Source organism: Microbacterium sp. 01T413_2 (genome assembly GCF_056398985.1).
Genome location: NZ_JBFTQL010000043.1, coordinates 1 through 23,622 on the forward strand (window position 1 = coordinate 1; position 23,622 = coordinate 23,622).

Here is a 23,622-nt window from a genome sequence, read left to right on the forward strand (position 1 = left end):
CCACGGGGTCGTGCGCGCGGGTGACGGCGCTCGCGAGCAGCACCGCGTCCACGCCGAGCTCCATGGCCAACGCGGCGTCCGACGCGGTGCCGACCCCGGCGTCGAGCACGATCGGCACCCCCGCGCGGTCCACGATCGTCGCGATGTTGTGCGGGTTCAGGATGCCCAGACCGCTGCCGATCGGCGACCCGGCGGGCATCACCGCGGCGACGCCCACGTCCTCCAGACGGCGAGCCAGTGCGGGGTCGTCGTTCGTGTAGGCGAACACGCGGAAACCATCGGCGGTGAGCTCCTCCGCGGCCCGGAACAGCTCCACCGGATCCGGCAGCAGCGTCTCCTTGTCGGCGATCACCTCGAGCTTGACCCAATCGGTCTCGAGCGCGTCGCGGGCCAGCTGCGCGGTCAGCACGGCGTCGCGGGCGGTGTAGCAGCCGGCGGTGTTCGGCAGGGCGCGCACGCCCAGCCGCTCCAGCAGCGCGAACACGGAGTCGCGTCCCTCCGGGGAGAACCGGCGGATCGCGACGGTGGTGATCTCGGTGCCCGAGGCCAGGAGCGCCTGCTCCAGCAGTGCGAGGCTGGTCGCGCCTCCCGTCCCCATGATGAGACGGGAGGAGAACCGCTCCCCCGCGACGAGGAACGGATCCGTCTCCGCGGGCAGGTCCGCAGCGAGGTCGGGACGCGCGCGGGTGGTGTCGATCGCGGTCATGACGGTCAGCCGCCCTGCACCGCGGTGACGACCTCGACCTCGTCGCCATCGGCGAGAGTGCGCACGGACCAGCCGGTGCGAGGCACGACGGAGCCGGCGATCGCCGCGGCGACGCCGAGACGTCCGCCGTCGGCGCGCGCGCCGTCGGCGCGGAGCTCGCGCCCGGTGACCTGCGCCACCAGGTCGAGCAGAGACGATCCGGCCGCGACGGCACGCGGGGCGCCGTTCAGCCGGATCGTGGGGGCAATGGAGGTGTCGGTCATCATCGGCCTTTCTTCGGAGGATGCGGGATACGCGGGAGGGGACCTGCAGAGGCACCGGCGAGGCGCGGGGCGCCGAGTGCACGGCGAGGTCCGGGCGCACGACGGACGAGGTGTTCAGGCGACGCTGAGAGCAGAGGCGACGGTGGCATCCGCCACGCCGGTGCCGCCGAAGCGGAACGGATCCAGCGCCGCCGAGAAGGCCGGGGCGACATCTCGCCCTTCGACCAGGTCCGCACCGAGCTCAGCGGCCAACGGCGTCAGCAGCACGCCATGCCGGTCGAACCCGGTGGCGACGACCAGCCCGGGCGCGACACGGCCGAGCAGCGGCACGGCGTCGGGGCTGCCGGGGCGAGCCCGGGCGAGCACCTCGACGACCTCGCACTCCGCGATGCCGGGCAGGATCCGCTCCGCGTCGCGCAGCAGCGCGAGCACTCCACCGGCCTGCACGCCCTCGACGCCGCCCTCGCGCACGGTGGCGCCGAGCACGAGCTCGCCGTCCTCGCGCGGCACGAGGTACACGGCGGAGCCCCGGACCAGTCCGCGGACCGTGTGCGTGAGCAGCGGGCGGATCGCATCCGGCACCCGCAGGCGCAGGATGTCACCCCATACGGGCCGCAGCGGCAGCCGCGGCACTCCGTCGATCAGCGTCGCACCCAGGCCGGCGGCCACGAGCACCTCGTCGGCAACCGCGCGTTCGCCGGATGCCGACCGGATCCCGGTCGCACGTCCGGAGCCGGGCTCGCGTTCGACGGCGGCCACCGCGTCCAGGCGCACCCGCGAGCCGAGCTCGGCGAGCAGCGCGGCAGTGACCAGGCGCGGGTCGACCTGATGATCCTCGGAGACGAGCAGTCCCCCGGACACGGCGGGGGCGAACGCGGGCTCGAGCTCCCGCGCCTCCGATCCGGTGATCCTCCGCACGGCGCCTCCGCGCAGCGTGGCGAGTTCGGCGAGCGTCGCCCGGTCAGCGGCGTCGACGCCGACCGCCAGTGTGGCGGTGCGGCGGTGGCCTGTGCCGAGCCCGGTGCGCTCCTCGAGGGCGGCGACGAAGGCCGGGTACCGCGCCGCCGCCTCTGCCAGCAGCGGATGCAGGGCGTCCTGACCCCAGGCGAGCTCGGTGGTCGGAGCGAGCATCCCGGCGGCGGCGCGGCTCGCCCCCGCCGCCGGGGCAGGGTCGAACACGGTCACCTCGTGCCCGCGTCGAAGCAGTTCGGAAGCGCTGGCGAGGCCGATGATCCCGGCGCCGACGACGATGATGCGCATGGCTGTGCCCTTTCCTACGACGGTATGACCCGTATCAGGTTCAGCGGTCGGCACGTGGCCCTCTCAGCCCCTCTGGGCTCCCGCGGACCCCTCCACCCTAGGGGGTCGTGACGACGGTGATGCACCGATGCCGCCTCCGTGACGGCGCGACTGGCGCATTCATAGGCCTGCGCGGCAGGATGAGGGCATGACGTTCCCCGCCCTCGCGCCCCTCGCCGACCGCGCCGCGCTGTTCGCCGCCCTCCGCCAGGACCAGCTGGTCACCGCGACCGCCGCCCTGGGCGAGCACCGCTGGGACGTCGACCTTGCAGCGGGCACCCTCACCTTCACGTCGGAGACCGATCCGAGCCGCCAGCTCGTCGCGCGGGCATCGCTCGTCGCCACGATCGCCCCGGGACCCCGTTCGCTGATGTGGGCCTGGGCACACCCGCAGGGCGGATCCGATCCGTCCGTCGCCGGCCTCCGCGACTACGGCACGACCTATTCGATCGATGCGCTGTCCAATCCGGAGCTGCCGTTCCCGGCCGAGATCGACGCGGACCTGGACGGCTGGATCGCCGGTGCCGCGCATCAGGTCGGCGCGATCGCCGAGGAGATCACCGGACGCTCGCCGTACTACTCCGCCCCGGTCGGCAGCGGCACGCGCGCCGTGTTCCTGCTGGACGCAGCCCTTCCGCCGCTCACGGTCGCCGACGCTGTCGTCGCCCTGCCTCGGATCCTGTCCGAGCTGACGCTCTCCGACGCGCGCTCCTCCGTGTGGGATCTGGCCCGGCTCGCCGGCTGGAACATGCAGTGGGCCGATGAGGCGTACTCGGCGGCGGTCGTCAGCGATGCGAGCGGCAGCGCCACGTTCCGCTTCGACGAGTACGCCCGGATCGCGGGCATCGAGTCGCAGCTCGGGCAGGCCCCGCAGGCCTGATCCGGAAGTTGCGAAGCACCCGGAGATGCGCTCGGCCTCGCGCGTCGCGGTGGCCCTCGCCGTCGCCGTCGCCGCGCTGCTGCTGTCCGCCGGCCCGGCCTGGGCGCATGTGACCACGGTCGCGTATGCCGACCTCACCGCGACCGGCCCGAGCGATGTCCGAGTCGAGTTCGACCTCCAGTACGAGCTGCTCAGCGCGTCCGCCGCCAAGGCGCAGGACGACCCCGCGCTCTTCGCCACTGCCATCGAGCACCCTCGGCCGGGCGCGGAGAACCAGGTGCTCGCCGACCACGCCGCCGCCATCCTCGCGTACACCACGAAACGATTCACCGTTGCGGTCGACGGCGGCTCGGCCTGTGCACCGCATCCTGACGGCCCCGCGGTGTTCCACACCAGGGACGCGACCGATTACGCCCGTTTCGGGATCCGCTATGCGTGCGCGGCCGGCCACGGCGGCGCGTTGGTCGTGCACAGCACGCTGTTCCCCGACGCCGAGGGCATGGTCAGGGACACCAAGACGATCGTGACGTACGCGATCGACGGCCGCAGCGGCAGCGCCGCCCTCGACGCCGCGCACCCGCAGTTCTCGACGGCGCAGCCCTGGACCGCGCGCTTCGCCGAGTTCTTCCTGCTCGGCGCCGAGCACCTGCTGACCGGGATCGACCACATCCTGTTCCTCATCGCGCTCATCATCAGCTCGCGCCGGCTGCGCGACGTGGTCCTCGCCGCGACCTGCTTCACCCTCGCGCACTCGATCACGTTGCTGCTCGCCGCGCTCGGGCTCGTGCACATCGGTGCGAATCTGGTCGAGCCCGCCATCGCGCTGTCGATCGCCGCCGTCGCGGGCTGGCATCTCTGGGAGGAGCGGCTCCGACGCGCGGCGCGACGACGAGGCGAGCCGGCGCCGCCGCCGTCCCGCTCGGCCTCGCTCGTGCGACTCGGGATCGTGTTCGGTTTCGGCCTCGTGCACGGGCTCGGCTTCGCGACCGCGCTGAAGATCGACGAGCCGTGGTCCTGGACGCTGCTGTGGTCGCTGCTCGTGTTCAACCTGGGCATCGAGGCGGTGCAGCTGGCCGTCATCCTCGTGGTCTTCCCGCCGCTCCTGCTGCTGCGCCGCCGCATGCCCCGCACGGCGACCGTGCTGGGCATCGCCGTCACCGCTGTGGTGCTCCTGTTCGGCCTGCTCTGGTTCGTGATGCGGGTGCTCGGTCTGCCCGGTACGCCCTGAACCCGCCCCTGCCCATCCGACTCACGCAGCGGGCCCCGGATCGGATTCCGTGACAGTCTGGACGCATGAGGAATCAGATCGTGCGGTTCGCGTCGCTCTACGTCTTCAACGTGGTCGTGCTGCTGGTCATCGGGTGGCTGACTCCCGCCAGGGTCGGCCTGCATGCGCTGTGGGCATCGGTGATCCTGACCCTGGCGACGCTCTTCCTCAAGCCGCTGCTGCAGAGGGTCGCGTCGTCGATGTCCGCCGGCGGCACCAAGGTCGTGCAGTACCTGGCCGTATTCGTGGTCGAGTTCGTCATCTGGCTGCTCACCGTCTGGCTGAGCGGCGTGCGCGCAGGCAACGTCTGGGGCTGGATCCTGCCGCCGCTGATCCTTCTGGTCGGCTGGGTGGTCTACGACCAGGTCGACGATGCACTGACACGCAAGACCGGCGAGCTGTATGACGCCGCCGGGGCGAAGATCGCCGGATCCCGCTCCGCATCCGCGTCCGAGACGGCTTCGGCTCCCTCCGCCGCGTCCTCCCAGGCGACCGCGGCGGCACGCGAGGAGCTCCAGGACGGCCTCACGCCCGAGCAGCGCCGCATGCTCGACGAGCTCGGCTGAGCCCGCGACCCGCAGACGGAACGGGCGGATCCGACCTGTCGTCGGATCCGCCCGTTCGTCGTCGGTGCGCGTGCGCCGGGGCGCTCAGCCCGCGGCGCGCTCCGCCGCCTCGACCACGTTCGTCATGAGCAGGGCGACCGTCATCGGGCCGACCCCGCCGGGGTTCGGCGAGATCCAGCCGGCCACCTCGGCGACCGCGGGCTCCACGTCTCCGTACACCTTGTTCTTGCCGGTCTCCGGATCCGTCTCGCGCGTCACGCCCACGTCGAGCACCGCGGCGCCCGGCTTGACGTCTTCCGCCCGGATGAGGTGCTTGACTCCGGCGCCCGCGACGATCACGTCCGCCTCGCGCAGGTACGGCGACATGTCCGGCGTGCCCGTGTGCACCTGGGTGACGGTGGCGTTGATGTCGCGACGCGTGAGCAGCAGCCCCATCGGACGGCCGATCGTGACGCCGCGGCCCACGACCACCACATGCTTGCCCTTGAGGTCGTAATCGTTGCGCAGCAGCAGCTCGATCACGCCGCGCGGCGTGCACGGCAGTGGCGTGCGGATGGGCGCGTTCACGTTGAGCACGAGCCGGCCGAGGTTCGTCGGGTGCAGCCCGTCGGCGTCCTTGGCCGGGTCGATCCGCTCCAGGATCGCGTCGGTGTCGAGGTGCTTCGGCAGGGGCAGCTGCACGATGTAGCCGTGGCAGGACGGATCCGCGTTGAGCTCATCGATGACGGCCTCGACCTCGGTCTGGGTGGCGTCGGCGGGCAGCTCGCGCTGGATCGAGTTCATCCCGATCGCCTCCGACTGCTTGTGCTTCATCCCCACGTACAGCTGCGAGGCCGGGTCGGCCCCGACCAGCACCGTGCCGATGCCGGGAACGATGCCGCGCTCCGCGAGCGCGGCGACCCGCTCGGCCAGCTCCGCCTTGATCTCGGCCGAGGCCGCCTTGCCGTCGAGGATCCGAGCCGTCACTGCACGAGGTCCGGGTAGAGCGGGAAGGCGCCGGCGAGCGCGTCCACGCGGGCGCGCAGCGACTCGACGTCGGCGCCCGGCTGCAGCGCGAGCGCGATCACGTCGGCGACCTCGGTGAACTCGGCGTCGCCGAAGCCGCGGGTCGCGAGCGCGGGCGTGCCGATGCGCAGGCCCGAGGTGACCATCGGCGGACGCGGGTCGTTCGGGACGGCGTTGCGGTTCACCGTGATGTGGATGTCGTGCAGCAGATCCTCGGCCTGCTTGCCGTCGATCTCGGCGTCGCGCAGGTCGACCAGCACGAGGTGCACGTCGGTTCCGCCGGAGCGGACAGCGATGCCCGCGTCCTTCACATCCTGCTGCGAGAGGCGGTCGGCGATGATCGCCGCGCCCCGCAGCACGCGCTCCTGGCGCTCCTTGAACTCCGGGGTGCCGGCGATCTTGAACGCGGTCGCCTTCGCGGCGATCACGTGCATGAGCGGGCCGCCCTGCTGGCCCGGGAAGACAGCGGAGTTGATCTTCTTGGCGATGTCGGCGTCGTTCGTGAGGATGAAGCCCGAGCGGGGGCCGCCGATGGTCTTGTGCACCGTCGAGGAGACGACGTGCGCGTGCGGCACCGGGTTCGGGTGCAGGCCCGCAGCGACGAGTCCGGCGAAGTGCGCCATGTCCACCCAGAGCAGCGCGCCCACCTCGTCGGCGATCTCGCGGAATGCGGCGAAGTCGAGGGTGCGCGGGTAGGCCGACCAGCCCGCGATGATGACCTTGGGCTTGTGCTCGATGGCGAGACGGCGCACCTCGTCCATGTCGATGGTCGAGGTCTCGGGGTTCACGCCGTAGGCGACGATGTCGTAGAGACGCCCGGAGAAGTTGATCTTCATGCCGTGCGTGAGGTGGCCGCCCTGGTCCAGGGACAGGCCGAGCAGGGTGTCGCCGGGGCGGGCGATCGCGTGCAGCACGGCGGCGTTCGCGGTCGCACCGGAGTGCGGCTGGACGTTGGCGAACTCGGCGCCGAACAGCTCCTTCGCACGGGCGATCGCGAGCTCCTCGGCGACGTCGACCTCCTCGCAGCCGCCGTAGTAGCGGCGGCCCGGGTAGCCCTCGGCGTACTTGTTGGTGAGGACGGATCCCTGCGACTGCAGGACTGAGACGGGGACGAAGTTCTCCGAGGCGATCATCTCGAGGAAGGTCTGCTGACGCTTCAGCTCACGGTCGAGGACCTGGGCGATCTCGGGGTCCACCTCGGAAAGAGGCGCATTGAAGAAACGGTCGGTCATGGCATGCTCCTTTGACGGTTGCGAAGAGAGGGGTGCTCATCGGCCCAGGCGCGCGGTCGAATCCATGACGGTCGCTCCCCGGTGGTGACCCACCCAGACGCCAGTCGCGACATCGACGAGCCTACCGGATCGGGATGAGGATCCGGAGGGCGATGACGATGCCCGTCCGTGCGGCACGCCGTGCGCACGGTAAGTTTTGTTCATGGTCCTGCATGATGCACCGTCGCTCATCCCGTTCCCCTCCTCCGTGCGACTCGGCGAAGGATCCGTCCCGCTCGGATCCGTGCGCCTCGACGGCGACCCCGAAGCGGTCGCGCTTCTGCGTGCCGAACTCGGCGCGCTCCTCGGCGCCGATGCGGTGGACGACAGCGGCGGCATGCGGATCACGCTCGGGATCGACCCCGCCCAAGGCTCCGCGGAGGGTTACACGCTCGATGCCGGCGCCGACGGGATCCGCGTCACGGGGCACGACGCCGCCGGCCTCTTCTACGGCACCCGCACCCTCCTGCAGCTGCTGCGCCGCGACGAGCGCGCCGGCTGGTCCGTGCCGGAGATCCGCATCGAGGACGCTCCGCGCTTCCGTTACCGCGGCGTCATGCTCGACGTCGCGCGCCACTTCTTCTCGGTCGCCGACGTCGAGCGCTGGATCGACCGCGCGTCCTCGCTCAAGTACAACCACCTCCACCTGCACCTCACCGACGACCAGGGCTGGCGCATCGAGATCGAGTCCTGGCCGCTGCTCGCCGAGCGCGGCGGAGCCGGCGAGGTCGGCGGAGGCGCCGGCGGGTTCTACACCCAGCACCAGTACCGCGAGATCGTCGCCTACGCCGCGGCGCGCCACATGATCGTGGTGCCGGAGATCGACCTGCCGGGGCACACCCATGCGGTCGGGGTCGCCTATCCGGAGCTGGTCGCGCTGCCCTCCCTCAGCGACAAGACGATCACCGAATCGACCGCGCTGAACCAGTCCCTCCCGGTGCACGGCGAGCCGTACACCGGCTGGGCCGTCGGGCATTCCTCGGTGCGGATCCACGACGAGAGCACGTACGCCTTCATCACCGACGTGCTCACCGAAGTCGCCGCCCTCACGCCCGGACCGTACCTGCACATCGGCGGCGATGAGTGCCTCGGAACCTCATCCGAGGACTTCGCGCTGTTCTTCGAGCGGGTCAGCCGGATCGCCGCGGCCACGGGCAAGACCCCCATCGCCTGGCACGAGGCCGGCGCCGTCGACGACCTCGCCGCGGGCATGCTCGGGCAGTACTGGGCGGGCGCCGTCCCTGAGGGCGAGCACGGAGAGCATGCCGCGCACTTCGCCCAGCGCGGTGGCGCCCTGATCTTGTCCCCCTCCGACCGGGCGTACCTCGACATGAAGCCGCACGCCGGCTTCCCGCTCGGCCTTGCCTGGGCCGGTGTGGTGCCGCTGCGCACCGCCTACGACTGGGAGCCGACCGCGGTCCTCGACGATGTGCCCGCCGATGCGATCCTCGGCGTCGAGGCGCCGCTGTGGACCGAGACCGTGTCGAGCCTCGCCGATGCCGACCGCCTCGCCTTCCCGCGCATCGCCGCGCAGGCGGAGATCGGATGGTCGGCGCAGAATGGACCGGAGCGATCCTGGCCCTCGTTCCGGGCCAGGCTCGCGCGGCTGATCCCCGTGTGGGAGTCTTCGGGCATCGCCGTCGACCGCACCGCGCTGGACGACGAGACCACTCCGGAGCCGGACGGCATCCCGCAGCCCGTCACCGCCGCATTCGCCCCGAGCTTCGAGGAGACCGCATGACCGCCCGCACCGAGAGTTCCGTACGGGGATCCCTCGTCATCCACTCCGCCCGTATCGTCTCCGGCGGATCGATCGTCGAGGACGGCTGGGTGCGGTTCGAGGACGGGTCCGTCGCAGCGCGCGGCACCGGATCCGAGTGGGTGCCGGCGGACATCGTCGTGGACGCACGCGAGACGGCGGGCCACGGCGCGATCCTCACCCCCGGCTTCGTCGACATCCACGGGCACGGCGGCGCGAACGCGGCCTTCGACGACGGCGTGGACGCGATCCGCACCGCCCGCGCGATGCACCGCACGCATGGCACGACGCGCGCCGTCGTCTCGCTGATCACCGCGACCCTGGACGAGCTGGGCGCCCGTGTCGGCATGGTCGCCGACCTCATGCAGACCGACCACGATCTGCTCGGTTCGCATCTGGAGGGTCCGTTCCTCGACCCCGGGCACATGGGCGCCCACGATCCGGCGCTGCTGCGTGCTCCTGCCGCGGCCGACGTGCAGCGTCTGCTCGACGCCGGCCGCGGCACGGTCCGCCAGGTCACTCTGGCTCCCGAGCTCGAGGGCGGCCTGGAGGCGATCCGCCTCGTCGTCGCCGCGGGCGCCGCGGCCGCGGTCGGTCACACCGACGCCGACGACGACACGATGCGCGCCGCATTCGATGCCGGCGCGACGATCCTCACCCATGCGTTCAACGCCATGCGTCCGGTGCACCACCGCAATCCCGGGCCGGTGCTCACCGCCGCGCGCGACGAGCGCGTCACGCTGGAGGCGATCGCCGACAACATCCACCTGCACCCGCACGTCATCAAGCTCGTGTTCGACGAGGCGCCGGAACGGGTCGCGCTGGTCACGGATGCGATGGCGGCAGCCGGATCCGCGGACGGCGACTACATGCTGGGCTCGCTGCACGTCACCGTGCTCGACGGCGTGGCGAGGGTGGACAGCGGCTCGATCGCCGGCTCCACGCTCACGCAGGACGTGGCGCTGCGCCGCGCCGTGGAGGCCGGCGTGCCGCTCGCCGACACCGTGCTCGCACTGACCCGCACGCCCGCGCGTGCCATCGGCGTCGCAGACGAGCTGGGCGAGCTCGAGCCCGGACTGCTCGCGGACGCGGTGCTGCTGACCGCCGGACTCGACGTGGCGACCGTGTGGACCGGCGCGCCGCTGCGGCGCTGACCGCGAGGCCGTCGATCAGGGCGGGGCCGCCGCTCCCCAGCGGCAGCCCCCTCCCGTGTTCCCCCAGATCCTCTGTTACCCGATCAGAGGTCCCCGTGTCAGAGCGGGTCGGCCCGGAACTCCTCCCCCGAGGTGCCGGGCCGACCCCGCCGACGGATCCCCATCCGCCGGAGCCTGTGCTCGCCGCCCCCCGGTGGCCCACTCAGACTGTCTCTGACTGGAGAGATGGGGATAGCGCGGATCCATTACGCGACTTCGCAAGATTTCTTCAGAAAAGTTCTGACACGCTGTCTCACGCGCCTCGGCACCGAGTCCGACGCGCGAGGCCCCTGACGAGGACCGGCTATTTCGTTCGCACCCTGGCGTGTTCGCCCTTCAGGGTGAAGAATGGATATTCCGCGTGATGAGAACCTGGGGTCTGCGTCTCTTCTGATAAGAACGCTTCCGACCTGAGAACCGAGAGATGACCGACCACACCGTTTCACCGAACGATGCCGCGCCCGAATCGGCGCGCAGCGATGCCGACCTCGTGCTGCGCAGCCGCTCGGGCGATGCCGGCGCCTACGCCGAGCTGTGGCGTCGGCACTACGCATCGGGCATCTCGGTGGCACGGTCCATCACGAGCACGTTCGACGCGGACGACCTCGTGCAGGAGGCCTTCGCCCGGATCTATCAGGCCATCCAGAAGGGCGGAGGCCCCGTCGGGTCCTTCCGCGCCTATCTGTTCACCAGCATCCGCAACACCGCGGCCGGCTGGGGCCGCGCACGGCGCGAGGCTCCGATCGATGAGCTCGACACCGTCGCGGATCCCTCCTCGACCGAGCAGGCCGCGAACGACGCCCTCGACCACAGCCTCTCCGCCAAGGCCTTCCGCAGCCTCCCTTCGCGCTGGCAGGAGGTGCTCTGGTACTCCGAGATCGAGCAGATGAAGCCGGCCGAGATCGCGCCGCTGATCGGCATGACGGCCGGAGCGACCGCGCAGCTCGCCTTCCGGGCGCGTGAGGGTCTGCGCGAGGCATGGATCCAGGCCCATCTGAGCACCGCCGAGGCCGGTTCCGTCTGCGAGTGGACCATCGAGCGCCTCGGCGCCTATTCGCGCGGCAATCTCGGGGCACGCGACCGCGGCAAGCTGGAGAATCATCTCGGCGAGTGCGCACGCTGCCTGATCGTCGCCGCCGAGGCCAAGGAGGTCTCGCACCGCCTCGCGTTCGTGCTGCTGCCGCTGGTGCTCGGCATCGGCGGGTCCGGCGCCTACCTCGCGACGCTGCAGAGCGGATCCGCTCCGGTCGTCGCCCTTGCCGCGATGCCCTCGAGCGTCGTGCAGGGCGCCGTCCTCGCCGGGTCTGCCGGTGTCGGCGCGGCCGCGCACGGCGCAGGGGCCGCGGCAGGTGGGGCCTCGGCGGCCTCGGGCGGCGGATCCGGCTCGTCCGGCGGCGCCGTCGCGGGCTTCGGCGTGCTGGTCGGCGCGGGCTCGGCGGCCCTGGTGATCGCCGGCGCGATCGTCGCTGCGGCCGTGGTACCCGGGCTCACCGCGCACCCCGCCTCCACCTCGGCGCCGTCCGCCTCCGATCAGGGCCAATCGGGCATCGTCGCGCAGGTGTCCCCGCCGTCCAGCGCACCTGTCACGCCGCCCGCCCCGGTAGACCCGGCTCCGGATCCGGCGCCGCGACCGGAGAAGCCGAAGACCGTCGTGAACGTCCCGGTCGAGGTTCCTCCGACCGAGCCCGCCAGCGACGTCGCCCCCGTCGTTCCCCCCGTGGAACCCACTCCGCCGAGCGATGGCACGGACCCCGGGACCGATCCGGGCACAGGACCTGGAACCGGCCCCGGAACGGACCCGGGCACCGACCCCGGAACGGATCCCGGTACCGATCCGGGCACCGACCCCGGAACGGATCCCGGCCCCTCGACTCCGCCGGCCTCCAAGCCCGTGCTCGGCGACGCCACCGTTGCCTGCGAGTTCCAGTTGGTGTACTTGAAGGACATTTCGGTCACGGTTCCCGTCCAGGGTGTCCCCGGCGCGACCGTACAGGCGACGTTCGACAACGCCGAGTCGCCGATCGACTCCACCGTCCTCGACGTCAATGGCGATGGCGTCGTCGTGCTGCACCCGACTTTCAGCCAGGTCGTGAGCGGCAAGACCGTCACCTTCGCGTACGTCCTCGGTGCTCAAGTCGGCGGATCCACCTCGTTCGAGTTCGACCGGTACAACTTGGAAGGCTGGGCGCAGTGCCTTCTCGGCGCCAAGGACGCGACCGCCCCAGCGGGGAGCCTGACGTCCGGCGTCGAGACACCGACAGCGACGCCGGGGGATGCCCTGCCGGTGACCGCACCGGCTTCGGAGCCGTCCGATCTCGCGACCGCGCCGACTGAGCCAGCGACCGCCGTGACGGCGGACTCGATCAGTCCGGCACTGACAGAGCCAGCAGCCCCCGAGCCAGGGCCTTCTCCGACAACACTGGCCACGACGTCACCGACCCCGGYCGAGCCGGTCGTCCCCGCCGCGGTCGYCCCCACGCCCGGCGCGTAGACTTGTCGGCATGTCCGCCGACACCCCCACCCAGACCTCCGGAACGGCCACCCCGCTTCCCCTGCAGCAGGGTGTGCTCCCCCGCGCCACCGCGCTCGACGTCGTGCGCGTGATCGTCCTGGTCGCCGCGCTCGCGTCGCTCGTGCTGTGGGGCCTCGCCGCGTGGACCCTCCCGTGGAACCTCGTCGCCGCGATCGGCGCGCCGGTGATCACGCTGCTGCTGTGGGCGCTGTTCCTCTCGCCGCGCCCGGTGCTGGTCGTGCACCCGTTCGTGCGCGCCGCCGTCGAACTCCTCCTCTACGCCGCTGTGACCGTCGCCTGGTGGACGATGGGACAGGCCTGGATCGGACTCGGCTTCGCCGTCGTCGCGGTCGCCACGGGACTCATGGCCGGYCGCCGCGCCCTGTCCTGAGGCCGCCGGTGCCCGTCACCGTCCTGGACCGGCTCCGCATCGCGCTGGGCGACCGCGTCGACACGACGGATGCCGCGCTCGACGCCGCCCGCGCCGATCGATCCGGGCATGCCTCGCCGTCCGTTCCTCTCGTCGTGGTGCACGCCGAATCGACGTCCGACGTGCAGGCGACGCTTCGCATCGCGCAGGAGACCCGCACGCCTGTCGTGGTGCGCGGGGCGGGCACCGGGCTCGCAGGCGCCGCGATCGCCGGCGCCGGCGAGATCGTGCTGTCCACTCTGCGCATGCGCCGTGTGCTCGAGATCCGCCCCGACGATCTCCTCGCCGTGGTGGAACCCGGGATCCTCAACGCCGAGCTCGATGCGCTCCTCGCCGAACACGGCCTGTGGTGGCCGCCCGACCCCGCCAGCCGCGACATCTCCACGATCGGCGGCAACATCGCCACAGGCGCGGGCGGGCTGCTGTGCGCGAAGTACGGCGTCGTGCGCGATGCCGTGCTGGCGCTCGACCTCGTGCTCGCCGACGGTCGCCTGCTGCACCTCGGACACCGCAGCGTGAAGGGCGTGACGGGCCTCGACCTCACGTCGCTCGTGATCGGGTCCGAGGGCCGGCTCGGCGTGATCGTCGGCGCCACCCTGAAGCTGCGCCGCGTCGTGCCCGGCACCCCGTGCACGATCGTCGCGACCTTCCCCGCCGTCCGCGACGCGGCCCGCGGATCCGCGGCCGTCACCGCCTCGGGCGCCGAGCCCGCGATCATGGAGCTCATGGACGCGCGCTCCCTCGCCGCCGTGCACGCGCTGCTCGGGCTGGAGCCGCCGCTCGAGGGCGTGGCGCAACTGACGATCCAGACCGACGGACGCTCGGCCGCGGTCGAGGCGGAGCAGATCGCCGCGGTGCTGCGCGGGGCCGGCGGCACCGTGACGGTGACCGACGACCCCGTCGAGGGCGAGGAGCTGCTGCGGGTCCGTCGATCGATGCACGCCGCCATGGCGGCCCTGGGCACCACCCTCATCGAAGACGTCTCCGTGCCGCGCAGCGCGCTGCCGGCGATGTTCGACGAGATCGCGCGCATCGAGCAGGAGTACGGGATCGAGATCCCCACGGTCGCGCACGCCGGCGACGGCAACCTGCATCCGAACTTCATCGTGCAGAGCCCGGAGATCCCCGAGCGGATCTGGCAGGCCGCCGACGACCTGTTCCGTGCTGCCATGCGCCTGGGCGGCACGCTCACCGGCGAACACGGCATCGGAATACTGAAGAGCCGCTGGCTCGCCGAGGAGCTCGGAGAGGACCAGTGGGAGCTGCAGCGCGAGATCGTGCGGGCGTTCGATCCGACAGGAATACTCGCCCCTGGCAGGGTCTACGCGCCCCGCACCACCGAGCCCGACACCGCAGCGCCGAACGACGCGGTGCAGCATGACATGGAGGATCCCCATGCCTGACATCCACGTCTCGGCCGCGATCATCACCGACGCCGAGGGGCGCGTGCTGGTCGTGCGCAAGCAGGGCACCGAGCGGTTCATGCAGCCGGGCGGCAAGCCCGAGGCCGGCGAGACTGCCGCGCAGACCCTCGCACGCGAGCTGCACGAGGAACTGGGGCTGCGCATCGACGAGGACGCGCTGCGCCCGCTCGGCGTGTTCGTCTCCGCGGCTGCGAACGAGCCCGGTCATCGCGTGGTCGCGACCGCATTCGCCACGACCGCCGAGCCCGGCGACGTGCAGGTGCAGGCCGAGCTCGCCGAGTTGCGGTGGATCACCCCGGCCGATGCGGAGTCGCTGCCGCTCGCCCCGCTCAGCGAGGAGCACCTGCTCCCCCTGGCATGGCCGGATCTCGCCCGCTGAACTCGCGCCCGCCGGTCAGATGCCCTGCCAGGCCGGCTTGTTCGCGAAGGTGTAGCGGTAGTAGTCCGCGAGCGTGAGCTTCGACGCCGCGGCCTCGTCCACGACCACCGTGGCGTGCGGGTGCAGCTGGATCGCCGTGGCCGGCACCAAGGCCGACAGCGGCCCTTCGACGGCGTCGGCGATGGCCTGCGCCTTGCCCTCGCCATAAGCGAGCAGCACGAGGTGGCGCGCCTCCAGGATCGTGCCGAGCCCCTGGGTGATGCAGTGCATCGGGACGTCGTCCGGGGAGTCGAAGAAGCGCGCGTTGTCCTCCCGGGTCTGCTCGGTGAGGGTCTTCACCCTGGTGCGCGACGCGAACGAGCTGCCGGGCTCGTTGAACCCGATGTGGCCGTCGGTGCCGATGCCGAGCAGCTGCAGGTCGACCCCGCCCGCCGCCCGGATCTTGGCGTCGTACTCGGCCCCGGCGTGCTCGATGCCGTCCTCGGATCCGTCCGGCACGTGCACGAGCGCCGGCGTCAGGCCGAGCGGCTGAACGACCTCGCGCGTGATCACGGAACGGTAGCTCTCCGGGTGCGAGGGGTCGATGCCCACATACTCGTCCAGCGCGAAGCCGCGAACGCGCGACACGTCGAGGCCGACGAGTCGCGTGCGCAGTGCCGAGTAGACCGGCAGTGGGGTGGATCCGGTCGCGAGTCCGAGCACCGCATCGGAGCGGCGCGCGATGAGTCGGGCGATCTCGGCGGCGACCAGTTCGCCGGCGGCGGTGGAGTTCTCGACGATGACGACTTCGGCCATGGGGTGCTCCCTCTAGGTGTCGGTGGCGTGGATTCGGATGTGCGGGTTCGAGGCGGTGCGGTGATCAGACGAGTTCGGCGGGCAGGCGGGCGGCCCCGACGAGCGCGGCCCCGAGCGCTGCCGCAGGGGATCCGAGCGGCAGCAGTTCGACTCTCCGGTCCAACCGCAGCGAGCCGATGAACGGCGATTCCGCACCCTCCTGGCGCAGCCGGCGCACGAGGTCGTCCAGCAGGCGGTCGCCGAGGGCGGTGACCCCGCCGCCGATCACGACGGTCTCGACGTCGGCGCTGAGCACGAGGCTGCGGACCGCGGAGGCCGCGCCGAACGCGATGCCCTCGCGCAGCTCCAGGGCGAACGCGTCGCCGTCCTCCGCAAGGTCGAAGATGTCGCGGAGCGGAAGATCGCCGCCGCGCGCCCAGGCCTTGGTCACGGCGCCTCCGCCGCAGAAGGTCTCGATGCAGCCGCGCTGCCCGCAGCCGCACACCCGCCCGCGGGGATCCACGGAGAGATGCCCGACCTCCCCGGCCGTACCGTGCGCGCCGCGCCAGAGAGCCCCGTCGATGACGATCCCCGCGGCGACCCCGGTGCCCAGGTTCAGGTAGGCCATCGAGTGGGCGTCGCCGCGCAGTGACCCGGCGCCGAGGGCCGCCGCCTTCACGTCGTTCTCCACGGAGACGGGGACGGGCAGGCGGATGCGCACGGCCTCGGCGAGATTCAGGTCGGTCACGCCGAGGTTCACCGCGTGCAACACGCGGCCCGCATCGGCATCGATGAGACCGGGGATGCCGATGCCGACCGATGCCACGTCCGAAACCGGGAAGCCGCCCTCGCCGGCGAGCGCGTCGACGGCGTCGTGCACGGCGGTGACGACGGCGTGATCGCCCCATCCCGTGGGGATACGGGTGCGCGCGAGGATCGCGCCGCCGGCGGCGAGAGCGAGCGCGTCGATCTTGGTTCCGCCGACGTCGAGGCCGACGCGGATCGCGCTCACGAGACGCCCAGCTGGCCCGACAGGACCATGACGGCGGCTCCGCGCAGCACGATGTCGTCCTGCGCGGTGAGCCGGATCGCGACGTCGTCGAAGACGCCCTCCAGCGTGCGCTCGGTCAGCGTGCGCGTGGCTGCGTCGATGAGCGTGCCGGCGAGCAGATCCGCAGGTCCCGACAGCACGATCTCGGAGAGGTCGAGCGCGGCGACGATGGGCGCGATGGCGACGCCGAGCCGTGTTCCGGCCTCACGCAGCACCTGCTCCTCGGCTGCAGGGTCCTCGGCGATGCGCGCGCGCAGTTGGGATGCGCTCAGCCAGGCCTCCAGGCATCCCTCCTTGCCGCACGCGCAGCGCGGCCCGCCGTCGGTGCCGACGACGACGTGGCCGATCTCGCCCGCCGCGTAGCGGCTGCCCACGAGGGGCTGGCTGTCCGAGATCAGGCCTGCCCCGACGCCGCGGCCGATCTTGATCAGCAGCATGTCCGGACGAGCCTGGCCGAAGGTGTACTCGGCGAGCACCGCGGCGTTCGCGTCGTTGCGCACCAGGACCGGCAGGTCCAGGGCCGCGCTGAGCAGCCGCTCGAGCGGGAAATCGCTCCAGTCCAGATTGGGCGAGTTCAGCACGACCCCATCGGGCCGGACGATTCCCGGAGCACCGACGCCGATGCCGAGCACCGGCACGGTGGACAGCTCGACCAACTCCGCAGCGAGGGAGCGGACCGCCTCGTACGCGGCCGCGCCGCCGTTCGGGCGGGGCACCTCGCGTCGCTCGAGCACCACGCCGTCCAGGCTCATCAGCGCACCCTCGAAGGCGCCCGGACCGGAGAGGTCGAGGCCGACGATGCGATGGCCGTCGCGATCGATGTCGATGAGGATGGGCGGCTTACCCGGGCCGGTGGTCTCGCGGATGCCCTTCTCCACGACGATGCCGTCGTGGATGAACTCGCCGACCAGGTCGGAGATCGTCACGCGGGTGAGGCCGGTCTCCCGGGAGAGGTCGGCGCGGCTCATGGCGCCGGAGTGATACAGCGTCTGCAGCACCAGGGCGCGATTGTGTCCGCGCGCGTGCTCGGGGAGCACCTTGGTGCTCGTGCGCAGCTTGCGCGCGGACCCGAAGCGATGCGGGCTGGACCCGCTCTCCGCGTTCATCGGGCGACGCTGCTCATCCGTGGGGCCATGTTTGTTAGTACACCTTACGAACGGGTGAAAATCAAGCCCGGTCGCGCGCGTCGCGAACCGGGTCTCCTCGAACGTTACCGGATCCTGGCTCGTTCACCCCAAGTTTTCCCGCGCGCGGCGCTGTACGACGAGGCCCCAGGGCCGCTGATCCCGCGCACCTCCGTCCGTCCATGTGCTTCCGTTGCCGTTTTGTGATATGGCATCCCGTATCCTTGAAAGACTGACAACGCTGAAGGGCAAGGGGGGTGTGCACGTGACGGATCTGGTGACGGCAGCGGGGGCTCCGACCGAGGAGAACACGATCGTCGACGGCACGGATGCGACCGCAGAGGCCGCCGCCGGAGACGGCGCGGGCGATCGCCCTGTGGAGTGGGCACCCGCCGATGAGCCTCCGCGCAAGAAGCGCCACGTCGGCCGCTGGGTCGGCATCGGCCTCGGCGTGCTCGTCCTGGGCCTGGGCGCCGCGTCGACGATCCTCATCGCCCCCGGCACCGCGATCGCCGGTGTGCAGGTCGGCGGAATGACGCCCGGCGCCGCGGCAGAGGCCGTCAGCAACCACATCGGCGCCATGCAGGTGACACTGACCGGCGAGGGCGACGGCAAGCACGTCAGCGGATCCGACCTGGGCGCGCATGTCGACGCGACCAAGCTCGCCGACAAGGCCTTCGCCGAGCGCCCGATGTGGAACATCACGAGCTGGATGTCCGCCCCGATCCCCGGCACCATCACCCTCGACGAGCGCGCCGCCGAACACGCGCTGCGCGCGCAGGTCCCCACGGTCTATCGGGACGCCACCGATGCCACGGTCGCCTTCCACGGCACCGGCTACGCGGCGACTCCCGCGAAGGACGGTTCCGGCATCGACCTCAAGGCCCTCACGGCGGCGATCTCGTCAGCCGCCGAGAAGGGGCGCAGCTCGCTCACGTTCGAGGCGAACGCGGCGCCGGTCGCCCCCGCCATCAGCGATAAGACCGCCGCCGCCACGGTCACCGAGCTCAACACCCTGCTCTCCACGATCGGCTTCTACGTCGGCACGGAGCGCACGGTCCCCGTGGACCCGGCCACAGCCGCCAGCTGGCTCACCCTCACGCCCGACGACGGCAAGCTCGCGATCACCGCGGATCGTACCGCCATCCAGAAGAGCATCGACACGCTCGCGGCGACGGTCAACCGCGCGCCTGTCAACGCCACCACGGTCGTGAACTCCTCGGGCGAGGTGCTCGCCGACATCACCCCCGGTGTGACCGGCCGCCAGCTCGGTGACATGTCGGGGGCGGCGGCGACGTTCGCCGCGCAGATCGCGAAGGGCAACGGCACCCTCACTCTCCCGGTCACAGACACGCCCTTCAGCTCCACGACGCTGCTGCGCAAGATCGACGTCAACCTCAGCACCGAGACCGTGACGGTCACCGAGAACGGCAACGTGGTCGACTCCTGGTTGGTCTCCTCGGGCCGCGAGGGCTTCGCGACGCACACCGGGTCGTTCGCGGTGAACTGGAAGCTCGAGACCCAGAACATGGGCAACACCGACCTCACCAAGGCGCCGTACTACTACCAGCCCGACGTCAAGTGGATCATGTACTTCAACGGTGACGAGGCCCTGCACGGCGTGTACTGGCACGACAACTGGGGCAGCCCGATGAGCCACGGCTGCGTCGGCATGCCGGAGTGGCGCGCCGAGTGGCTGTTCGACTGGAGCCCGCAGGGCACCGAGGTCAACGTGCACTACTGATCCGGATCCGGATCTCTCGTCCGGACGGGGCTCGTCGCATCGCGCGGCGGGCCCCTTCTCGTGCCCGGCGCGACGCGATGCGACGGCTCGCCGGACGGAATGACGAAGGGGGCGGATGCCGCAGCATCCGCCCCCTTCGTCGTGCTGTCAGTTCAGGCCGTCGATGACCGCGTTCAGCGTCGCCGACGGACGCATGATCTTCGCCACGAGGGCGCCGTCGGGGCGGTAGTAGCCGCCGATCTCGGCAGGCTTGCCCTGCACCGCGGTGAGCTCGGAGACGATGCGCTCCTCATCCGCGGCGAGCGCGGCGGCGACCGGCGCGAACGCGGCCGCGAGCTCGGCGTCCTCGGTCTGCTTCGCCAGCTCCTGCGCCCAGTACAGGGCGAGGTAGAAGTGGCTGCCGCGGTTGTCGATCGTGCCGAGAGCGCGGCCCGGCGAACGGTCGTTCTCGAGGAACGTGCCCGTCGCGGCGTCGAGCGTCTTCGCCAGGATCGCGGCCTTGGCGTTGCCCGTGCGGTCGGCGAAGTGCTCGAACGACGCGGCGAGCGCGAAGAACTCACCCAGCGAGTCCCACCGCAGGTAGTTCTCCTCGACGAGCTGCTGCACGTGCTTCGGGGCGGATCCACCCGCACCGGTCTCGAACAGCCCGCCGCCGGCGAGCAGCGGGACGATGCTCAGCATCTTCGCGCTGGTGCCGACCTCGAGGATCGGGAACAGGTCGGTGAGGTAGTCGCGCAGCACGTTGCCCGTGACCGAGATGGTGTCCTCGCCCTTGCGCATCCGGGCGAGCGAATAGCGCGTCGCCTCCTCCGGGGTGAGGATCTCGATCGTCAGGCCGTCGGTGTCGTAGTCCTTGAGGTACTCGGTCACCTTGGCGATGAGCGCGGCGTCGTGCGAGCGCTCCGGGTTCAGCCAGAAGACGGCGGGCGCTCCGGTGGCGCGGGCTCGGCTGACGGCGAGCTTGACCCAGTCGCGCACGGGGACGTCCTTGGTCTGCGTGGCGCGCCAGATGTCGCCCGCGTGCACCTCGTGCTCCAGCACGACATCGCCCGCCGAGGTGAGGACCTGGACGCGCCCGTCGGCGGCGATCTCGAAGGTCTTGTCGTGGCTGCCGTACTCCTCGGCCGCCTGGGCCATGAGGCCGACGTTCGGCACGGTCCCGATCGTCGCCGGGTCCAGCGGGCCGTTCGCGATGACATCCTCGATCGTGGCTTGGTAGACGCCGGCGTACGACGAGTCCGGGATGACGGCGAGGGTGTCGTCCTCTCCGCCATCCTTGCCCCAGAGCTTGCCCCCGTTGCGGACGAGGGCGGGCATCGAGGCGTCGACGATCACGTCGCTCGGGACGTGCAGGTTGGTGATGCCCTTGTCCGAGTTGACGTAGCTCAGGCGCGGGCCGTTCTCCATCGCCGCCGCGAATGCCGCCGCGATCTCCTCGTCGCCCTCGATGCCGGCGAGTCCGGCGAGGATGGAACCGAGCCCGTCGTTGGCGGTCAGGCCCGCCGCGGCGAGCTTGTCGCCGTACTGGGCGAASACGTCCGCGAAGTAGGCGCGCACGACGTGGCCGAAGATGATCGGATCCGAGACCTTCATCATCGTCGCCTTGAGGTGCACCGAGTAGAGCACGTCTTCCGCCTTCGCCTCGGCGAGGGTCTCGGCGAGGAAGGCGTCGAGGGCCGCGGCGTTCAGGAAGGTCGCATCGACGATCTCGCCCGGGAGGACCTTGAGGTTTTCCTTGAGGACGGTGACCTGCCCGTCGGCGGAGACGTGCTGGATGGTGAGCACGTCATCGCCCGGGGAGACCCAGCTGCGCTCGTTCGCCTTGAAGTCGTCGTGTCCGAGCGTCGCGACATGCGTCTTGGATCCGGCGGCGAAGGCCTTGTTGCGGTGCGGGTGCTTCTTCGCGTAGTTCTTCACCGCGAGCGGGGCGCGGCGGTCGCTGTTGCCCTCGCGCAGCACCGGGTTCACGGCGGAGCCCTTGATGCGGTCGTACCGGGCGCGGATGTCCTTCTCCTCGACCGTCGTCGCGTCGTCCGGGTAGTCCGGGACGTCGAAGCCCTGCTTCTGCAGCTCGGCGATCGCCGCCTTGAGCTGCGGGATGGAGGCCGAGATGTTCGGGAGCTTGATGATGTTCGCCTCGGGCGTCGTAGCGAGCCCGCCGAGTTCGGCGAGCGCGTCGCCCACGGCCTGGCCGGCGCTCAGGCGCTCCGGGAACGTCGCGAGGATCCGACCTGCGAGCGAGATGTCGCGGGTCTCGATGTCGACGCCCGCCTGGTGGGCGTAGGCCTGGACGATCGGCAGCAGTGAGGCGGTGGCCAGTGCCGGCGCCTCGTCCGTGTAGGTGTAGATGATGGCGTCGTCGGTCACCGGGGTCTCCGTTTCACGCAGGAAGGGTTTCAGACAGCGGCCTCGCGCGATGCGCGCGCGGGGTATCGCGCGGATTTGTCTCGATACCAAGATACCTGCCCTCGGTCGGTCCCCGAGCGAGGTTCGTCGGTTCCTGCACGCGCGTGCGCCCGGCCCCATCCGCACGCCCGGTGCCGCGCAGATGAACTTATCCCCACGTTTCGGCTCGGACCGTCACGAGGCCCATCCAGGGTTTAGCCTGTTGTCCATGACGGAACTGCGACTGGTCGAACTGTCCGCGGCGACGATCGTCGCCGTCAACAACCTCTCCCTCAAGCCCGGGCAGGAGCAGTACCTCGCGCCCGTCTCGTACGGGATCGCAGCGACCGTCATGAATCCGCAGACGAGCTGGCAGCGGGTCGTGCTGGAYGGCGACGAGGTCGTCGGCTTCGTCAGCGCCAACTTCGATCCCGATGCCCCGGAGGAGCACTTCCGCTCCGTGCTGTGGCGCATCAACGTGGACGCCGACGACCAGGGGCGCGGCGTCGGCCGGTTCGCCGTGGAGAGCCTCATCGCCGAGGCCCGTGCACGCGGCTTCCAGCACCTGAACGTGATCTACGAGGCGGGCACGGGAGGCCCCGAGGCGTTCTTCGAACGCGTCGGTTTCACGCCGGTCGGCCAGACCGAATACGCCGAAGTCATCGCAGAGATCCGCTTCTGACCCCGGCGCGCCCGGTTCTGCACCCCGGCGCGCCCGCGACACGCGTACGCTGTGATCGGCGGCGGGGTTTCGAATCCCCTCCCCCATCGAAGCCCCGTCGTCTTCTCTCCCCGATGAGCAGGCGAACCGGACGTCGCCGCCCTGTGGACCGTTGCCTGTCATCGCCTGTCATCGTCGACTCCGCAGGGCATCCGCGACTCTGACGGACGGATCCGACCGACACATCCTGCGGAAGCGGGAACGCACTCCGAACGCATCGCTTCGCGCGCGCTCAGTCGTTCTGGTTGCGCGGCTTCGGTCCGCGCTCGCGTGCGTTCCACGCGGCGATCGCCGAGGCCGCCGCATCGGCCGCCCGATCCAGAGCCTCGGCCGACAGCGCGATCACGTGCTGGGCGGTGTCCTGCCATCCGGTCCCGCGCGATACGCGCTCGCGCTCCGGGTCCCTGCCCTCGGCACGGGCATGCGCGTCGCGCTCGGCGAGGTCGAACGCGCGCTCGAGGCGGGCCACCGCGTCGCGGTAGGCGCCGAACTCGGCCGGGGCGACGCGGCGGGCAGGATCCGGGCGCGCCTGCCGCGCCTCGTCCATCGCGAGCAGGAACGCGGCGGTGGACGGATCGCGGGCGTCGCCGATGGTGGGGTATGCGATGAGCTTCGCCGGATCCGTCTCGTAGGCCATCCAGCGCGCCACGACCGCGTCATGCGCCGCCATCGCGCGCGGCAGCGGACGACGCCGCGGATCCGCGTTCAGCGCCAGGTCCGCCCGCGCCGCCTCGACCTGCGCTCGTCGCGCCCGCACCGAGGCCGCCGCGGCTCTGGTGCCCGTCTCGGCCTCGCGCAGGGCGCGCCGGGCATCGGCCACCTCGGCCGCGTGCGCGGATCCCGCCGCCCGCCCCGCGACGAGGCCCGCG

The 23,622-nt window shown here is 71.4% G+C and carries 20 protein-coding genes, 1 pseudogene and 2 riboswitches; of the genes and pseudogenes, 11 read left to right on the plus strand and 10 right to left on the minus strand.

Annotated elements, in window-relative coordinates; all coding sequences use genetic code 11:
- The 3 genes from AC1DMN_RS17105 to thiO all read right to left on the minus strand — a co-directional run.
- Positions 1 to 706 (minus strand): thiazole synthase (locus tag AC1DMN_RS17105; RefSeq protein WP_477384654.1); only part of this gene is annotated, 706 nt, incomplete at its 3' end.
- 5 nt (positions 707 to 711) lie between these two features.
- Positions 712 to 972 carry a sulfur carrier protein ThiS gene (gene thiS, locus AC1DMN_RS17110; RefSeq protein ID WP_440733481.1) on the minus strand — a complete coding sequence of 87 codons (261 nt, stop codon included), beginning with the start codon at positions 970 to 972 and terminating at the stop codon, positions 712 to 714.
- A gap of 111 nt (positions 973 to 1,083) precedes the next feature.
- On the minus strand, positions 1,084 to 2,229 hold the full coding sequence (thiO, locus tag AC1DMN_RS17115; protein ID WP_477230970.1) for a glycine oxidase ThiO: 1,146 nt from the start codon (positions 2,227 to 2,229) through the stop codon (positions 1,084 to 1,086).
- A riboswitch (TPP riboswitch) is annotated at positions 2,223 to 2,323 on the minus strand. Its footprint overlaps the gene before it by 7 nt.
- A gap of 93 nt (positions 2,324 to 2,416) precedes the next feature.
- On the opposite strand from thiO, the gene AC1DMN_RS17120 reads away from it, so the two are divergent.
- The 3 genes from AC1DMN_RS17120 to AC1DMN_RS17130 all read left to right on the plus strand — a co-directional run bounded on the left by AC1DMN_RS17120 (position 2,417) and on the right by AC1DMN_RS17130 (position 4,981).
- Positions 2,417 to 3,148, plus strand: coding sequence for a DUF6882 domain-containing protein (locus tag AC1DMN_RS17120; protein ID WP_440733483.1), 732 nt, complete (start codon positions 2,417 to 2,419; stop codon positions 3,146 to 3,148).
- Between the two features lie 25 nt (positions 3,149 to 3,173).
- Entirely contained in the window at positions 3,174 to 4,376 is a 1,203-nt protein-coding gene (locus tag AC1DMN_RS17125) for a HupE/UreJ family protein (RefSeq protein WP_477230971.1), read from the plus strand.
- Positions 4,377 to 4,441: 65 nt separating this feature from the next.
- Positions 4,442 to 4,981 carry a hypothetical protein gene (locus AC1DMN_RS17130; protein WP_477230972.1) on the plus strand — a complete coding sequence of 180 codons (540 nt, stop codon included), beginning with the start codon at positions 4,442 to 4,444 and terminating at the stop codon, positions 4,979 to 4,981.
- 84 nt (positions 4,982 to 5,065) lie between these two features.
- Here AC1DMN_RS17130 and AC1DMN_RS17135 read toward each other — a convergent pair whose 3' ends face one another.
- Together AC1DMN_RS17135 and glyA are read right to left on the minus strand one after the other, a co-directional pair.
- A complete protein-coding gene (locus AC1DMN_RS17135; RefSeq protein WP_477230973.1) occupies positions 5,066 to 5,947 on the minus strand; it encodes a bifunctional methylenetetrahydrofolate dehydrogenase/methenyltetrahydrofolate cyclohydrolase in 882 nt (293 codons plus the stop codon).
- On the minus strand, positions 5,944 to 7,218 hold the full coding sequence (gene glyA, locus AC1DMN_RS17140) for a serine hydroxymethyltransferase (RefSeq protein ID WP_440733489.1): 1,275 nt from the start codon (positions 7,216 to 7,218) through the stop codon (positions 5,944 to 5,946). Before glyA ends, AC1DMN_RS17135 begins: the two co-directional genes overlap by 4 nt.
- A gap of 35 nt (positions 7,219 to 7,253) precedes the next feature.
- Positions 7,254 to 7,336: riboswitch (ZMP/ZTP riboswitch) on the minus strand.
- A gap of 84 nt (positions 7,337 to 7,420) precedes the next feature.
- On the opposite strand from glyA, the gene AC1DMN_RS17145 reads away from it, so the two are divergent.
- From AC1DMN_RS17145 to AC1DMN_RS17170, 6 genes are all read left to right on the plus strand, one after another.
- A complete protein-coding gene (locus AC1DMN_RS17145; protein WP_477230974.1) occupies positions 7,421 to 8,998 on the plus strand; it encodes a beta-N-acetylhexosaminidase in 1,578 nt (525 codons plus the stop codon).
- Complete coding sequence (gene nagA / locus AC1DMN_RS17150; RefSeq protein ID WP_477230975.1) at positions 8,995 to 10,170, plus strand: N-acetylglucosamine-6-phosphate deacetylase; 1,176 nt, start codon at positions 8,995 to 8,997, stop codon at positions 10,168 to 10,170. Before AC1DMN_RS17145 ends, nagA begins: the two co-directional genes overlap by 4 nt.
- 463 nt (positions 10,171 to 10,633) lie before the next feature.
- Positions 10,634 to 12,700: a sigma-70 family RNA polymerase sigma factor gene (locus AC1DMN_RS17155; protein WP_477384656.1), complete on the plus strand. Its 2,067-nt coding sequence runs from the start codon at positions 10,634 to 10,636 to the stop codon at positions 12,698 to 12,700.
- Between the two features lie 10 nt (positions 12,701 to 12,710).
- Positions 12,711 to 13,112, plus strand: coding sequence for a YrdB family protein (locus AC1DMN_RS17160; protein ID WP_477230977.1), 402 nt, complete (start codon positions 12,711 to 12,713; stop codon positions 13,110 to 13,112).
- Between the two features lie 8 nt (positions 13,113 to 13,120).
- On the plus strand, positions 13,121 to 14,554 hold the full coding sequence (locus AC1DMN_RS17165; RefSeq protein ID WP_477230978.1) for an FAD-binding oxidoreductase: 1,434 nt from the start codon (positions 13,121 to 13,123) through the stop codon (positions 14,552 to 14,554).
- Positions 14,547 to 14,954: an NUDIX hydrolase gene (locus AC1DMN_RS17170; RefSeq protein ID WP_477230979.1), complete on the plus strand. Its 408-nt coding sequence runs from the start codon at positions 14,547 to 14,549 to the stop codon at positions 14,952 to 14,954. Before AC1DMN_RS17165 ends, AC1DMN_RS17170 begins: the two co-directional genes overlap by 8 nt.
- A 15-nt stretch (positions 14,955 to 14,969) precedes the next feature.
- Here AC1DMN_RS17170 and AC1DMN_RS17175 read toward each other — a convergent pair whose 3' ends face one another.
- The 3 genes from AC1DMN_RS17175 to AC1DMN_RS17185 form a co-directional block, all read right to left on the minus strand.
- Positions 14,970 to 15,749, minus strand: a complete 780-nt coding sequence (locus AC1DMN_RS17175) for a glucosamine-6-phosphate deaminase (protein ID WP_441978277.1) — start codon at positions 15,747 to 15,749, stop codon at positions 14,970 to 14,972.
- Between the two features lie 64 nt (positions 15,750 to 15,813).
- Complete coding sequence (locus tag AC1DMN_RS17180) at positions 15,814 to 16,740, minus strand: ROK family protein (protein ID WP_477230980.1); 927 nt, start codon at positions 16,738 to 16,740, stop codon at positions 15,814 to 15,816.
- Positions 16,737 to 17,885: an ROK family transcriptional regulator gene (locus tag AC1DMN_RS17185; protein WP_440733498.1), complete on the minus strand. Its 1,149-nt coding sequence runs from the start codon at positions 17,883 to 17,885 to the stop codon at positions 16,737 to 16,739. Before AC1DMN_RS17185 ends, AC1DMN_RS17180 begins: the two co-directional genes overlap by 4 nt.
- Positions 17,886 to 18,168: 283 nt before the next feature.
- Between AC1DMN_RS17185 and AC1DMN_RS17190 the strand changes: the two genes are divergently transcribed.
- Positions 18,169 to 19,647 (plus strand): L,D-transpeptidase family protein, encoded by a 1,479-nt coding sequence (locus AC1DMN_RS17190; protein WP_441978274.1) that lies wholly within the window; start codon positions 18,169 to 18,171, stop codon positions 19,645 to 19,647.
- Positions 19,648 to 19,794: 147 nt separating this feature from the next.
- On the opposite strand, the gene AC1DMN_RS17195 is transcribed toward AC1DMN_RS17190, so the two are convergent.
- A complete protein-coding gene (locus AC1DMN_RS17195; RefSeq protein ID WP_477230981.1) occupies positions 19,795 to 22,014 on the minus strand; it encodes an NADP-dependent isocitrate dehydrogenase in 2,220 nt (739 codons plus the stop codon).
- Between the two features lie 247 nt (positions 22,015 to 22,261).
- Here AC1DMN_RS17195 and AC1DMN_RS17200 point away from each other — a divergent pair, with 247 nt between their 5' ends.
- Positions 22,262 to 22,714, plus strand: coding sequence for a GNAT family N-acetyltransferase (locus tag AC1DMN_RS17200; RefSeq protein ID WP_440733501.1), 453 nt, complete (start codon positions 22,262 to 22,264; stop codon positions 22,712 to 22,714).
- Between the two features lie 271 nt (positions 22,715 to 22,985).
- Here AC1DMN_RS17200 and AC1DMN_RS17205 read toward each other — a convergent pair.
- Positions 22,986 to 23,622, minus strand: a pseudogene (locus AC1DMN_RS17205) (hypothetical protein); the annotation flags it as partial.

Excerpts from the sequence above, each read along its gene's own strand:
- AC1DMN_RS17175 (WP_441978277.1), bottom strand. The coding sequence starts at position 15,749 with ATGGCCGAAGTCGTCATCGTCGAGAACTCCACCGCCGCCGGCGAACTG.
- thiO (WP_477230970.1), bottom strand. The coding sequence starts at position 2,229 with ATGCGCATCATCGTCGTCGGCGCCGGGATCATCGGCCTCGCCAGCGCT.
- AC1DMN_RS17185 (WP_440733498.1), bottom strand. The coding sequence starts at position 17,885 with ATGAACGCGGAGAGCGGGTCCAGCCCGCATCGCTTCGGGTCCGCGCGC.
- nagA (WP_477230975.1), top strand. The coding sequence starts at position 8,995 with ATGACCGCCCGCACCGAGAGTTCCGTACGGGGATCCCTCGTCATCCAC.
- AC1DMN_RS17120 (WP_440733483.1), top strand. The coding sequence starts at position 2,417 with ATGACGTTCCCCGCCCTCGCGCCCCTCGCCGACCGCGCCGCGCTGTTC.
- AC1DMN_RS17130 (WP_477230972.1), top strand. The coding sequence starts at position 4,442 with ATGAGGAATCAGATCGTGCGGTTCGCGTCGCTCTACGTCTTCAACGTG.
- glyA (WP_440733489.1), bottom strand. The coding sequence starts at position 7,218 with ATGACCGACCGTTTCTTCAATGCGCCTCTTTCCGAGGTGGACCCCGAG.
- thiS (WP_440733481.1), bottom strand. The coding sequence starts at position 972 with ATGATGACCGACACCTCCATTGCCCCCACGATCCGGCTGAACGGCGCC.
- AC1DMN_RS17125 (WP_477230971.1), top strand. The coding sequence starts at position 3,174 with ATGCGCTCGGCCTCGCGCGTCGCGGTGGCCCTCGCCGTCGCCGTCGCC.
- AC1DMN_RS17170 (WP_477230979.1), top strand. The coding sequence starts at position 14,547 with ATGCCTGACATCCACGTCTCGGCCGCGATCATCACCGACGCCGAGGGG.
- AC1DMN_RS17145 (WP_477230974.1), top strand. The coding sequence starts at position 7,421 with ATGGTCCTGCATGATGCACCGTCGCTCATCCCGTTCCCCTCCTCCGTG.